Raw genomic sequence first — 12,226 nt, 5'->3', positions numbered from 1 at the left:
GCGAATAACACGATGGAGAAACCAATGTCCAAATTACCGCAACAGGCGCCTGGCGCCGCCGCACACCTGCTCAACCACCTGGCCGCGCAACTGAAGCTGCCGAACGACGCCGCGCTGGCCCGCGCCTTCGACGTGGCGCCGCCGGTCATCAGCAAAATCCGTCACGACAAGATTCCATTCGGCGACAGCATGATCCTGAAGGCCCACGAGAAGTACAACTTCACCGTGAAGGCTATCCGCAACTTTCTGGCTGGCGGGGCTCTGAATCCATGACGACGCAGCATCAGCAGCAGCCCGACGCAGACGACGAGCCAATGGCCGTCGAGCCGGCGCACGTCATGACGCGCGAGAAGCACCGGGCACGGGAGCACTACGAGCAGATGCTGCGCGAACTCGAAAAACAGCAGCAGAAATAGAAAAGGCTGCGTTGGAGCGCAGCCCGTTCAACTACCAGAGGAAATCCATGTCCACGATTCTACAACAAGGACCGGCGCCAGCACAGCCTGGCACGCCGGAGGCCACCGCCTTGCGCAAATTAGGCGATTGGCGCGAAAAAGACCGTGCGCACCTGGCGCAAAAAGCTGATCGCGACGCCCAGCGCGCCGAGTACCGCGCGCGCCAGGATCTGCGCGGCGCCGCCGATAATCTGAATGCGAAGGCTGGCCAGCCATGAAGCGCGACGCCATCACATTCGAACTGCCGTTCCCGCACGAGCTCATCATCGACAACTTCGCTGGTGGAGGCGGCACCAGTACCGGCCTTGAGGCCGCGTTCGGCCGCCCGGTCGATATCGCGATCAATCACGATCCCGAGGCGCTGGCTATGCATGCCATCAATCACCCTCACACGAAGCATCTGTGCGAGAGCGTTTGGGACGTCGACCCCATCAAAGTCACCAACAACCAGCCGGTGGCGCTGGTTTGGCTAAGTCCTGACTGCTTCCCGGCTGGCACCCTGGTGCTGACCAGCAAAGGCTACCGCGCTATCGAAACGATCAAGGTCGGAGACATGGTGCTGACTCATAAGTTGCGTTGGCGCGCGGTGACGGAATGCTCTTCAGCCGTCCGGCCGCTGATCGAAATCCGTGGGCACGGCCATCCTGGTCTACTGGTCAGCCCTGAGCACCCGATTTATGCCCGGGCACAGTTCCGCACATGGAATAACGAGCGGCGCAGCTACGACCACGCGTTAAGTGCGCCGGAATGGATGCCGGCATCGGCGGTGCAAAAAGGTCTGTATTGGGCGGCGCCGTGCAAATTCCCTGAATCTGTCGTGCCGGGAGTGGCTGGTCGCGGCATCGATATTTCTGACGAGTTGCTTTGGCTGGCCGGTCGCTATCTGGGTGATGGTTGGACGCGCCTGACCGATACCCGGGCCGAATTGGTGATCACATGTGGGAAGCATGAAATCGAGCGCCTTCGCCCTTTGCTTAATCGCTGGCCGCGCGCCGGCGGCCGCGCTGGCTCCAACGAACTGGAATGGCATGAGCGCACCACCAGCACCGCGTATCAGTTCACCACCAATCATCGGGGCCTGGTTGAGTGGCTGCGTGAACACTTTGGCCATCGTGCGGAAGCGAAAGGCGTTCCGGCATGGGCGCTCGGTCTGTCGCGCGCTGCTCGCGAGGCCCTGCTGGAAGGGTATCTGAGCGCCGACGGGCATAAGTTCGATGATTTTGTCGAAGCGCATACCGTGTCCAAGTCGCTTGCTTTCGGCATCAAGGCGTTGGCCAATAGCCTGGGTAAAACCGTTGCGGTTTATTGCCGACCGAATTCCAACGTTATCCAGGGGCGTGAAGTCAATGCACGCGACCTGTTCAAAGTGCGGTGGCGCCACGCAGTGCACGCCGAGCACACCCAGACGTACATCGAAGATGAAATCGAATGGTGCCCGGTCCGCGAACAGTCCGCCGCCAGCGAATCAGCAGAGGTATTCAACATCGGTGTGGAGGAAGACGAAAGCTACGTGGTTGAGGGCATTATTGTCCACAACTGCAAGCACTTCAGTAAGGCGAAGGGCGGCACACCCGTCAACAAGAACATCCGTGGCCTCGCATGGGTCGGCTTGCGCTGGGGCTATCTGACCAAGCCGCGCGCGATCCTGCTGGAAAACGTCGAAGAGTTCCGGACTTGGGGCCCGCTCAAGGTCGGCGCCGACGGCAACATGTATCCCGATCCCGAATTCAAGGGGCGTCTGTTCGAAGCGTTTAAGGCCGCGCTGTCGACCGGCATTCCAGCAGACCATCCGGATCTGGAAGAGATTTGCGACGTGCTGGGCGAGAGCGTGCCGCGCGAGGCGCTGGTGAAGGGCCTGGGCTACATCGTGGAGTTCCGCGAGCTGCGCGCCTGCGACTACGGCACTCCAACGATCCGCAAACGGCTGTTCATGATAGCGCGCCGCGACGGTCTGCCGATCCAGTGGCCTGAAGCCACCAACGGCGCGCCCACGTCGCCGGCCGTCATCGCCGGCAAGCTGGCACCGTGGCGGACGGCCGCCGAGTGCATCGACTGGTCCATTCCATGCCCAAGCATCTTTGAGCGCAAGCGCCCTTTGGCTGACGCGACGCTGCGCCGCATCGCCAAAGGCATCATGCGCTACGTGGTGGACTCGGCGTCGCCATTCATCGTGGGGCAGGGCGGTCCGATCTATTCCGGCAAACCGGTGTCGGCCGACCAGCCATTCGGCACCATGACCACGGAGAACCACCGTGCCGTCGTCGTGCCGAGCATAGTCCCGGTTACGCACCAAGGTGCTGACCGCAGCGAATCGGTACACGAGCCGTTCCGTACCATCACCGGCGCGCAGCGCGGTGAGAAAGCGCTGGCCACCGCCACCATGGTGCAGGTTGGCTACGGGGAGCGGCAGGCGCGCTACAAGTGCGGCGCCTGCAGCGAAGTCTTCGAGGACAAACACGCCACAGGCGCTGGCGGGCTTGCGCCGGCAGAATGCCCTGCGTGCGGCGAGGAGGAGCAGGTCTTTCAGCTTTCAGCCGCTCAAGAACCTCGCACGCTCGACATCGAGAAGCCGCTCGGCACTGTGGTAGCTGGCAGCGCAAAGGCGGCGCTGGTGACGGCGTTTCTGAACGAGCACGCCAATGCCAGTAATCAGCGAGTGATGCCCATTGACGAGCCGCTGCGCACGATCTGCGCCCAGGTGCCGGGCGGCCACTTTAGCGCCGTGTCGGCCACCTTGGTGGGCGTCGGTGGCCGCGCTGGTGAAAGCCGACCGCGCGGCGCCGATGAGCCGGCCGCCACGATCACCGCAAAGGGCGACACCGCGTTAGTTACGGCCGTAATGGTCGATGCCGCTCACGGCGAGGTGTCGCCGTCGGGAGTTAAGCGATGGGGGCAGGGCGCCAAATCCGTGACGGTTCCCTTGAACACGGTTACGGCGAGCGGCGGAAATCAGGCTATCGCAGTTGCGCACATCACCAAGTTCCGCACCGGCGCCACCGGCAGTGATATGGCCGATCCGCTGCCGACAATCACCGCCGGACCGAAAGAGAATCCAGCAGGCTGCCCGCACGCGTTGGGCATCGTGACTGCGCACATTCAGCGCGACATGGGTCAAAGCACAGGTCACGCCGCCGACGCGCCGCTGGGCACGGTGATGGCCGGCGGCGGTGGAAAATCGGCACTGGTGGCCAGTAGCCTCGTCAAGTTGCGCGGCACCAGCAGCACGGCCGGCATGGATGAGCCGCTGCACACGGTCAGCGCCGGCGGTCAGCATCACGCCGAGGTCCGCGCCTTTCTGGTGAAGTACTACGGCACCGACCAAGACCCGCGCCTCGAAGAGCCGCTACACACCGTCACCACCAAGGATCGTTACGGCCTGGTGACCATCGAAGGTATCGACTACCAGATTGTCGATATCGGCTTGCGCATGCTGGAGCCGCCCGAGCTGTACCGCGCCCAAGGCTTCCCGGCCGACTACGTCATCAAAGAAATCCCCGACCCGGCGGTGCTGTTCAAGGATGGTGAGCAAGCCGCCGGCGATCCACTGCTGCTGCCGCGCGTGCCGCTGACGAAGTCAGCCCAGGTGCGCATGTGCGGGAACAGCGTCTGCCCGCCACTATCGGAAGCGCTGATCCGCGCCAACTTCACGCACGAGCGTGAGATAGGGATGGTGGCTGCATGACATGCGAATTAGCCGTCGAGCTTCTGATCAACGCGCCATTTCCCATATGTCAGGCCTTGCTCAATCGCTTCCTCTTGCGTCGGTACTGGTGGTTGCGAATCAAAAGTTTCGCTTCGGCTTGTGGCGTTGCTTTGCACGATTACCTCGCAGTGAAATCGATCTTCCCCATTCTCCTGCGTCGCACAAAGCTTCGCCCATATTACGAATCCGCGATGCGTGATTGGATTTTTCATGGCTGCCCAATATTAAACAAAAGGAAATGTTACCATGATGAATGACTTGAGCCGCCCGGAGCGCCAGCACCGCGCCATCGTCAACGAAAAGCCCGCCCCAGTGCTCCAATCGAAGCGCTGCGCCTGTGGCAAAAAGGCTTTCGCCAAACAACTTGCCCAGCACGGCAAATGCGAGGCCTGCCAGTCCACCGACCGCGCCGCCGCGCTGCTGCCGGAGGATCTGGAGATCCTGCACCACATGCTGGGCGCGACGCCGCACCATGCGCAAGTGCGCTGGGGCTTCCGCAACGAGTATCTGGTGAACCGCCGCGACCGTGCATCACTGGAGCGCCTGGCCGCAGCCGGATTCGTTCTCGCTGGCAATCATCTGCTGCAACTGCAGTACTTCCATGTCACTTCCGCTGGTTGCAAGCTGGCCGGCTTGTCGGCAAAGCGCACCGCAGTGGCGCTGTCGCTGGTAGCTCGACCATGACGCGGCTGTTTAATTTATTCGCCGACTTGTACCAACTCGACTGGGCCGCCCGGCTTACCAGCGTTGGCCAGCTTGTTGCGATAGCCGCATCGAGGGCAGAGGAAGTAGACGCCGAAATGGTCGATTGCCGGTTCGCACTCGGGGAACTTCAGGTTGATCGTGCAGCGTTTGCAAGTCCACATGTTCACCTCCTAATGGCAGAGAAGGCAATCGTAGCATGAACCAGATCGACATCTTCGCAGCCGGCGCCAGGCGCCTGCAAATGACCGACGCCATCGAAATGACCGCGCAGTCGCTGATCGCCTACGGCGCCTCGCACGATCACTGGGGAATTGCCTGGTCTGGCGGTAAGGACAGCAGCGCGACGCTCACGCTCGTGATGTGGCTGCTCGACACCGACCGCGTGCCACGCCCCAAGACCCTGACGGTGTTTTACGCCGATACCCGACAAGAGCTGCTGCCGCTGGCGCACGCCGCCCACCAGATCATGGACGAGCTGCGCGAGCGCGGCATCGACGTGCAGGTGGTGACGGCGCCTCTCGACAAGCGCTTCATGGTCTACATTCTCGGCCGTGGCGTGCCACCTCCGAATAACAACACGCTGCGCTGGTGCACGCGCCAGATCAAGATTGACCCGATGCAGCACGCGCTGGAGCAGCGCCTGGCCGAGCTGGACGGCCAGGTGCTGATGATCACCGGCGTGCGGCAGGGCGAGAGCGCTATCCGCGACCAGCGCATCGAAATGAGCTGTAGCAAGGACGGCGCCGAGTGCGGGCAGGGCTGGTATCAGAAGGTGCTGCCGGAGGCCAAAGGCCTGCGCGGCCGACTCGCCACTCTGGCGCCGCTACTGCACTGGCGCGTCTGCCATGTGTGGGAATGGCTGCGCCACTGGGCGCCGGAAGCTGAATTTGGCGACTGGAGCACGGCGGCGATCGCCGAAGCCTACGGTGGCGATGAGGCTGAAGAAATCAACGCGCGCACAGGCTGTACCGGGTGTCCGCTGGTCGACAGCGACATGGCGCTCGACAACCTGCTGACGAACCCGCATTGGGCCTACCTGGCACCGCTGAAGCGCATCAAGCCGCTGTGGCGAGAGCTGCGGCTACCACAGCACCGTCTACGCAAGGCTGGCCTGGAGATCCTGAGAAGCGGCAAGGCGGCGGCCAACCCTCAGCGGATGGGGCCGCTGACGTTCGAGGCGCGCCTCATGGGCCTTGAAACCATCCTCAGCATCCAGGCTGAGGTGAATGCCGCCGCGCGCGTCCAGCGCAGGCCAGAGGTCGACCTGATCAACGCCGAGGAGGAAGCGCGCATTCGCGAGCTGATCGCACTGGAAACTTGGCCGGATGGATGGGATGGTGATGAGCCGCTGGCCACGACAGTGATGGACACAGTATATGCGAACGGCGCCGTGCAGCCGAGGCTGTTTTCGGAGAGCGAATTATGACGGTGCAACTCGACTGGATCGAGCAGCTGGCGCCGGCGTGCACAACGGAGGATCTAGCTGCGATCGATGACTCACTGGGACACTTTCCAGAGTGGTCGACTGGCCGCGCTGGATTCATTCGTGCATTGCTTCTGCGGCACCGCGCTACGCTGCTGAGCCAATACGGTGCCGGCGTTCCGGTGCCGGCCGATATTCGCTTCAACGAAAGCTACGAAGCGTATCGGCTGGACATCGCCGGCCTGCCAGCTCAGTGTCATGCATGGGCGATCTCCGATTCGCACATGGAAATGGCCGGCGGCAGCGGCGCTACGCCGGCGCAGGCGCGCGCCCGCGCCATGGTCGGCCTGATGCTGGAGATCAACGGTTCTGCGAGCGCGGTGAAGCCATGATGCGCCGCACACCCCTCAAGCCCGGCACCAAGCCGATGAAGCAGGGCGGCTTCGCCCGCGCCGCCCGCATCGAGGACCGCGAGGTCAGCAAGATCAAGACCAAGGCCGCGCGCGAAAAGAAGCACAAGTGCGCCGTCCGCACCTGCCGCGCCGAGTTCGTCCGGCTGGCGCCGTTCGTCACCTGGTGCTCGCCGGAATGCGGCACGGTGCTGGCCATGGCGAAGCTGGAGAAGCAGAGGCAGGCCACGGCTGCCGCCGAACGCAAGAATCACCGCGAGCAGCTGATCAAGCTGCGCACCAAGCGCGACTACGTCAAGCTGGCTCAGGTCGCCTTCAACGCCTATATCCGCGCCCGCGACGCGCACCTGCCGTGCATCTGCTGCGACCGCACGTCGGAAAAGCAGTACCTCACCGGCACCAACTGGGATTGCGGCCACTACCGCAGCACCGGCAGCGCGCCGCACCTGCGCTTCCACGAAGACAACGCGCACCGCCAACTGACCGTCTGCAACCGGTACGGCGCCGGCCGGGCGGTCGATTACCGCATTGGTTTGATCGCGCGGATCGGCCTAGCGCGCGTGGAGGCCCTGGAGCGTGATCAAGAGCCACGCCACTACACGGTCGACCAACTGATCGCCCTGACGGCGCACTACAAGAAAAAACTGAAAGAACTGAAAGCGGCCGCCGCCTGACGGCCGGTCCATAACTACTGAAACGGAGAAACAATGAGCGCATTTAGCCCTGAAGAACTGAAATTGCTGGTGCAGGCCGAATACGGTGAATTCCTGCGCCAGAAGATCAAGCTGGCACCGAAGAGAGGCTTCGATGTGCCGCTTGCGCAGATTAACCCGCACCTGAAGCCCCACACGCGCGATATCGTGCGCTGGGCGCTCGCTGGTGGCCAGCGCGCCATCTTCGCCAGCTTTGGTTTGCACAAGACCGCCACCAATCTGGAGGTCATGCGCCAGATCGGCGTCCACCGCGCCGGCGTGCGCCGCCTGATCATCATGCCGCTGGGCGTGCGCCAAGAGTTCGCGCGCGAGGTGCGCCAGCGCTTCACCGGCGATCAGGCCATCGAGCTGAAGTTCATCAAGTCGAGCAGCGAGGTTGACCGCGATGACGTGATCTACGTGACGAACTACGAGCCAGTCCGCGACGGCAAGATCGATCCGAAGCTGTTCGGCGCGGTGGCGCTGGACGAGGCAGCAGTGCTGCGCAGCTACGGCAGCAAGACCTTCCAAGAGTTCCTGCACATCTTTGAGGGTATCGAGTTCAAGTTCGTCTATACGGCCACGCCGAGCCCGAACCGCCTGAAGGAGCTGATCCACTACGCCGGGTTCCTGGGCGTTATGGACACCGGACAGGCGCTGACCCGCTTCTTCCAGCGCAACAGCGAGAAGGCGGGTGACCTGACGCTCTATCCCCATAAGGTGCAAGAGTTTTGGTTGTGGGTGGCCAGTTGGGCGCTGTACTTGCAAAAACCCAGCGACCTGGGACACCCCGATGAGTGCTACACGCTGCCGCCACTGGACCTGCGGGTGCACGAGCTGGTCAGCAACTATCAGGCCGCCGGCAACGAGAAGAGCGGGCAGGGCCTGTTGATCCCGAACGTCGCGATGGGCCTTTCGGCCGCGGCCGGAGAGAAGCGCGAGAGCCTAGCCGACCGCGTCGCCAAGGTGGTCGACCTGCTGCACCAGCGGCCGGTCGGCGCGCAGGCCATCGTCTGGTGCGACCTGAACGACGAGCAGCGCGCGCTGGAGAAGGCCATCGCGGCGGCCGGCTGGACGTTGTCGTCGCTGGACGGCAGCCAGGATCAGGACGTGCGCGAGCAACTGATGGACGACTGGCGCGAACGCCGCACCGACATCTTCCTGTCGAAGCCGGTGATGTACGGCGCCGGCCCGAACCTGCAACAGTGCCAGCTGATGATCTTCGCCGGCATCGGCTTCAAGTTCGCGGACTTCATCCAGGCCGTCCACCGTATCTACCGGTTCGGCCAGGCCGGCACCTGCAGCGTGCACCTGATCCACACTGAGGTCGAGCGCGCGGTGCTGGCGACGCTGATGGAAAAATGGCGGCTGCACGATGGTGCAGTGGCCATGATGGGCGAGATCATTCGCGAATACGGGCTGGATCAGCTGCAGATGCAAGATTCGCTGGCGCGCACCATCGGCGTGCAGCGCCAGGTCGCCGTCGGCGAGCATTTCACCGTTGCGAACAACGACTGCGTGCTGGAAGCGCTGGAGCAGCCCGACAACTCGGTGGACATGATCCTGACGTCGATCCCGTTCGCCAACCATTACGAGTATTCGCCGAGCTACAACGATTTCGGCCACACGCAGGACAACAAGCACTTCTGGGCCCAGATGGACTTCCTGACGCCACAACTGCTGCGCATCCTGCGGCCCGGCCGCATCTACGCCTGCCACGTCAAGGACCGCATCCTGTTCGGCAACGTCACCGGTGCCGGCGTGCCAACCGTCAGCCCATTCCACGCTGAGGCGATCTTCCACGCGCGTGAGCACGGCTTCGATTACATGGGCATGATCACCATCGTGACCGACGTCGTGCGCGAGAATAATCAGACCTACCGCCTGGGCTACTCGGAGGTGTGCAAGGACGGCACGAAGATGGGCGTCGGCATGCCGGAGTACGTGCTGCTGTTCCATAAGCCGCAGACGGACCGCAGCAAGGGCTACGCCGACGTGCCGGTGACCAAGGCGAAGCCGCTGTGCCTTGACGAGGCCGGCGCCGCCGTGCCGTTCGACCGCAAATTGCCACCCATCCCCGGCACCGGCTACAGCGTCGCGCGCTGGCAGGTCGATGCGCACGCCTTCTGGCCCACCGACGGCAACCGCCTGGTTGGCGCCGCTGAGTTGGCCAGCTACGGGCCTAAGAAGCTCGCCAAACTGTTCACCGAGCAGTCACTCCAGAACGTCTACGACTACGAGTTCCACGTTTCTGTCGGCGAGCATATGCTGGCGAACAAGGCGCTGCCGGCCGACTACCTCAGTCTGGCGCCGGGTAGCAAAAGCCCGATGGTCTGGCACGACATCGTGCGCATGCAGACGCTCAATGGCGAGCAGTCGGCGCGCGCCGTGGAGAAACATGTTTGCCCCTTCCAGATTCAAGTCGTTGACCGCCTGATCAACCGCTACACGAATCCGGGCGAAACGGTCTACGATCCGTTCCACGGCCTCGGCACCGTCGGCGTGCGCGCCGTGAAGCTCGGCCGCTACGGCGCCGGCTCCGAGCTCAACACCGGCTATTTCCGCGACCAGGTGCACTACCTGCAGCTGGCGGAGCGCGAGGTCAGTATGCCTACGTTGTTCGATCTGGCGGCGCTTGATCAGGAGAATGAGCAATGACGTCCAAAACCTTCTCGGACGAGATGGGTGGCGAATTCCCAGCGCACTCCATAGCGCAGCGCGTTGGCGCATCTTCGGTTTTCGGCCCCGCGCCGGTCTCGACCACACCACGGTCGCGGTCGACCCAAGCAGAATATCGATACACGTCAAAGGAGAATACATGACACGCCGACACGCACTCACCGACGATCAGGTCCGCGCCGCGCGCGCGGCGTATAAGCCCGGTGTCCGTGGCGCCGGTTACGAGTCGGTCGCGCGCCAGCTGGGCGTCGCAGTCTCGACTGTCCGCGACGCACTGACCGGCCGCACCGCCTATCCGGCCGCAGTATCGGAGGTGCGGCAGTGAACCACTACCCACACCACATTGGGGACTTCGACCGCGCGACCAGGCACCTAACTAGGCTGGAGCGAAGTGTGTACCGCGACATGATGGACATCTACTACGACACCGAGCACCCGCTGACGCTCGATGTGGACTCGTTGTGCCGCCGCATCATCGCCCGTACCAACGAGGAACGAACGGCCGTTGAACAGGTGTTGAACGAGTTCTTTACGAAAACCGAACGCGGGTGGATGCATTTCCGCTGCGAAGAGGTGATCGAGGACTACCGTACCAACACAAGCCAAAAATCGGCCGCTGGGCGTGCATCTGCTGCCAAAAGAGAAATAAAACGGCAGCAAATGTTGAACGCGAGTTCAACGGGCGTTGCAACGGACGTTGAACAAACGTTGAACGGCACTCCAACTAACCATAAACCAATAACCAATAACCATATTAAAACCTCTTCGTCGGAACAAAGTCCCGACAGCCAGGCTGATGCCGACATGGGTAACGGCAAGGCCGCGAAAAAGCCGAAGCACACGCCCGCAGACGAAGCGTGCGCGCAGTGGCTGTTCGACCGCATCAGGAAGGGAAACCCGGACCACAAGCCGCCGAACATCGGCACCTGGGCTGGTGACGTGCGCCTGATGCGTGAGCGCGACGGCCGGGCGCACCGCGAAATCTGCGAGCTGTTTGGCTGGGCGCAGGAGGACGCCTTCTGGCGCGCGAACATCCTGTCGCCGGCGAAGCTGCGGGAGAAATGGGACCAACTGACGATCAAACGCGGCACGCCGCAGAAAGGACAAAAACATGACAACTTCGCCACGCAAGATTACCGCGCAGGGGTTGGCGCCGATGGCTCGTTCTGACGGCCGCCCTCGCTACTTCAGCGCGCTGCTGGAGCACTGCGAGCGCCACGGCGAGTTCGCTTCGATGCTGGTGGCCGGCAACTGGTCGACCTGCATAGACTGCGCCAAGGACGCCGAAATGGCTGACGCCGCTGCGGCGCAGGTTGCATGGCGCGGTCAGCTCGCGGCCCGTGCGTGGGACGCCAGGCTGGGCCGTGCGGCGATTCCAGAGCGCTTTTCGGATCACAGGCTGTCCACGTATCAACCGACTTGCCCGGAGGCCACACAGGCGCTCTCCGTAGCTCAGCGATATGCCGACAACTTCGGGGCTGTTCGCAGGTCGGGTGCTTGCCTGATTTTTTGCGGCGACGTCGGGACCGGCAAGACGCACTTGGCCGTCGGGATCGCGCACGCCGTGCTGGAGCAGGGTGGTCAGGCGGTGTTCACCTCGGTCATCCGCGCCGTGCGGTCGGTGAAGGAAACCTTCGGCAAGGGCGTCGAGCGCACCGAAGCGCAGGCCCTGCGCGACTTGGTGGAGCCGGACTTGCTGATCCTCGATGAGGTGGGCGTGCAGTTCGGCACCGACGCTGAGAAGCTGATCCTGTTCGAGATCATCAACGGCCGCTACGAGTCGCGTCGGCCGACGATCATCATCAGCAACCTGGCGATCGGCGAGTTGGAGAAGTACCTCGGCGCGCGCGCGGTCGACCGGCTGCGCGAGGGCGGCGGCAAGGTTGTGGTGTTCGATTGGGAATCGTATCGTGGACGACGGGAGGTGGTAGCGTGAGCAGCAAAGACGACAACATGGCAGTGGTGACGCTGATGCCGCAGGCGGAGAAGGATGCACGGCGGGCGGAGTTGGAAAAGACCGCTCGGTACATGCGCGACAACATCGACGTGCACCGCGAAATGGCGCAGCTGCTAGCCCAGATCACGCGCGCCAAGTACCTCGCGTTGGTCGAGCAGGGCTTCAGCGAAGACCAGGCGCTGAGCCTGTGCCGGAGCTGATC

Annotated in this window: 14 protein-coding genes; 13 read left to right on the top strand and 1 reads right to left on the bottom strand. The window is 63.1% G+C overall.

Annotated elements, in window-relative coordinates; all coding sequences use genetic code 11:
- Positions 1–24 precede the first annotated feature (24 nt).
- The 5 genes from GTP44_RS03965 (at position 25) to GTP44_RS03945 (ending at position 4,842) form a co-directional block, all read left to right on the top strand.
- Entirely contained in the window at positions 25–273 is a 249-nt protein-coding gene (locus GTP44_RS03965; RefSeq protein ID WP_161018408.1) for a hypothetical protein, read from the top strand.
- The gene (locus tag GTP44_RS03960) at positions 270–416 is read left to right on the top strand and encodes a hypothetical protein (RefSeq protein WP_161018407.1); all 147 of its coding nucleotides are present in this window, start codon (positions 270–272) and stop codon (positions 414–416) included. The genes GTP44_RS03965 and GTP44_RS03960 overlap by 4 nt, the downstream gene beginning before the upstream one ends.
- A 47-nt stretch (positions 417–463) precedes the next feature.
- A complete protein-coding gene (locus tag GTP44_RS03955) occupies positions 464–673 on the top strand; it encodes a hypothetical protein (protein WP_160990287.1) in 210 nt (69 codons plus the stop codon).
- The gene (locus tag GTP44_RS03950) at positions 670–4,137 is read left to right on the top strand and encodes a hypothetical protein (RefSeq protein WP_161018406.1); all 3,468 of its coding nucleotides are present in this window, start codon (positions 670–672) and stop codon (positions 4,135–4,137) included. The genes GTP44_RS03955 and GTP44_RS03950 overlap by 4 nt, the downstream gene beginning before the upstream one ends.
- A 267-nt stretch (positions 4,138–4,404) precedes the next feature.
- The gene (locus tag GTP44_RS03945) at positions 4,405–4,842 is read left to right on the top strand and encodes a hypothetical protein (protein ID WP_161018405.1); all 438 of its coding nucleotides are present in this window, start codon (positions 4,405–4,407) and stop codon (positions 4,840–4,842) included.
- Positions 4,843–4,856: 14 nt separating this feature from the next.
- On the opposite strand, the gene GTP44_RS27130 is transcribed toward GTP44_RS03945, so the two are convergent.
- Complete coding sequence (locus GTP44_RS27130; RefSeq protein WP_202423969.1) at positions 4,857–5,024, bottom strand: hypothetical protein; 168 nt, start codon at positions 5,022–5,024, stop codon at positions 4,857–4,859.
- A gap of 35 nt (positions 5,025–5,059) precedes the next feature.
- On the opposite strand from GTP44_RS27130, the gene GTP44_RS03940 reads away from it, so the two are divergent.
- The 8 genes from GTP44_RS03940 (at position 5,060) to GTP44_RS03905 (ending at position 12,224) form a co-directional block, all read left to right on the top strand.
- Positions 5,060–6,289 carry a phosphoadenosine phosphosulfate reductase domain-containing protein gene (locus GTP44_RS03940; protein WP_161018404.1) on the top strand — a complete coding sequence of 410 codons (1,230 nt, stop codon included), beginning with the start codon at positions 5,060–5,062 and terminating at the stop codon, positions 6,287–6,289.
- Complete coding sequence (locus GTP44_RS03935) at positions 6,286–6,678, top strand: hypothetical protein (protein WP_161018403.1); 393 nt, start codon at positions 6,286–6,288, stop codon at positions 6,676–6,678. The genes GTP44_RS03940 and GTP44_RS03935 overlap by 4 nt, the downstream gene beginning before the upstream one ends.
- Entirely contained in the window at positions 6,675–7,370 is a 696-nt protein-coding gene (locus GTP44_RS03930; RefSeq protein WP_202423968.1) for a recombination protein NinG, read from the top strand. Before GTP44_RS03935 ends, GTP44_RS03930 begins: the two co-directional genes overlap by 4 nt.
- 33 nt (positions 7,371–7,403) lie before the next feature.
- Positions 7,404–10,046 (top strand): DNA methyltransferase, encoded by a 2,643-nt coding sequence (locus tag GTP44_RS03925; RefSeq protein ID WP_161018402.1) that lies wholly within the window; start codon positions 7,404–7,406, stop codon positions 10,044–10,046.
- 160 nt (positions 10,047–10,206) lie between these two features.
- Positions 10,207–10,392 carry a hypothetical protein gene (locus tag GTP44_RS03920; RefSeq protein WP_160990294.1) on the top strand — a complete coding sequence of 62 codons (186 nt, stop codon included), beginning with the start codon at positions 10,207–10,209 and terminating at the stop codon, positions 10,390–10,392.
- On the top strand, positions 10,389–11,237 hold the full coding sequence (locus GTP44_RS27390) for a YdaU family protein (RefSeq protein WP_161018401.1): 849 nt from the start codon (positions 10,389–10,391) through the stop codon (positions 11,235–11,237). The genes GTP44_RS03920 and GTP44_RS27390 overlap by 4 nt, the downstream gene beginning before the upstream one ends.
- A complete protein-coding gene (locus GTP44_RS03910; protein ID WP_229256767.1) occupies positions 11,179–12,003 on the top strand; it encodes an ATP-binding protein in 825 nt (274 codons plus the stop codon). Before GTP44_RS27390 ends, GTP44_RS03910 begins: the two co-directional genes overlap by 59 nt.
- Positions 12,000–12,224, top strand: a complete 225-nt coding sequence (locus GTP44_RS03905; RefSeq protein ID WP_371867139.1) for a hypothetical protein — start codon at positions 12,000–12,002, stop codon at positions 12,222–12,224. Before GTP44_RS03910 ends, GTP44_RS03905 begins: the two co-directional genes overlap by 4 nt.
- Positions 12,225–12,226: the final 2 nt, after the last annotated feature.

The organism is Duganella lactea (genome assembly GCF_009857505.1).
GTDB classification, from domain to species: domain Bacteria; phylum Pseudomonadota; class Gammaproteobacteria; order Burkholderiales; family Burkholderiaceae_D; genus Rugamonas; species Rugamonas lactea.
Note: the sequence above shows the minus strand (reverse complement) of the source record. Positions and strands in the feature narration are given on the sequence as shown.

Excerpts from the sequence above, each read along its gene's own strand:
- GTP44_RS03945 (WP_161018405.1), top strand. The coding sequence starts at position 4,405 with ATGATGAATGACTTGAGCCGCCCGGAGCGCCAGCACCGCGCCATCGTC.
- GTP44_RS03955 (WP_160990287.1), top strand. The coding sequence starts at position 464 with ATGTCCACGATTCTACAACAAGGACCGGCGCCAGCACAGCCTGGCACG.
- GTP44_RS27130 (WP_202423969.1), bottom strand. The coding sequence starts at position 5,024 with ATGTGGACTTGCAAACGCTGCACGATCAACCTGAAGTTCCCCGAGTGC.
- GTP44_RS03910 (WP_229256767.1), top strand. The coding sequence starts at position 11,179 with ATGACAACTTCGCCACGCAAGATTACCGCGCAGGGGTTGGCGCCGATG.
- GTP44_RS03935 (WP_161018403.1), top strand. The coding sequence starts at position 6,286 with ATGACGGTGCAACTCGACTGGATCGAGCAGCTGGCGCCGGCGTGCACA.
- GTP44_RS03960 (WP_161018407.1), top strand. The coding sequence starts at position 270 with ATGACGACGCAGCATCAGCAGCAGCCCGACGCAGACGACGAGCCAATG.
- GTP44_RS03920 (WP_160990294.1), top strand. The coding sequence starts at position 10,207 with ATGACACGCCGACACGCACTCACCGACGATCAGGTCCGCGCCGCGCGC.
- GTP44_RS03940 (WP_161018404.1), top strand. The coding sequence starts at position 5,060 with ATGAACCAGATCGACATCTTCGCAGCCGGCGCCAGGCGCCTGCAAATG.
- GTP44_RS03925 (WP_161018402.1), top strand. The coding sequence starts at position 7,404 with ATGAGCGCATTTAGCCCTGAAGAACTGAAATTGCTGGTGCAGGCCGAA.
- GTP44_RS03950 (WP_161018406.1), top strand. The coding sequence starts at position 670 with ATGAAGCGCGACGCCATCACATTCGAACTGCCGTTCCCGCACGAGCTC.
- GTP44_RS03965 (WP_161018408.1), top strand. The coding sequence starts at position 25 with ATGTCCAAATTACCGCAACAGGCGCCTGGCGCCGCCGCACACCTGCTC.
- GTP44_RS03930 (WP_202423968.1), top strand. The coding sequence starts at position 6,675 with ATGATGCGCCGCACACCCCTCAAGCCCGGCACCAAGCCGATGAAGCAG.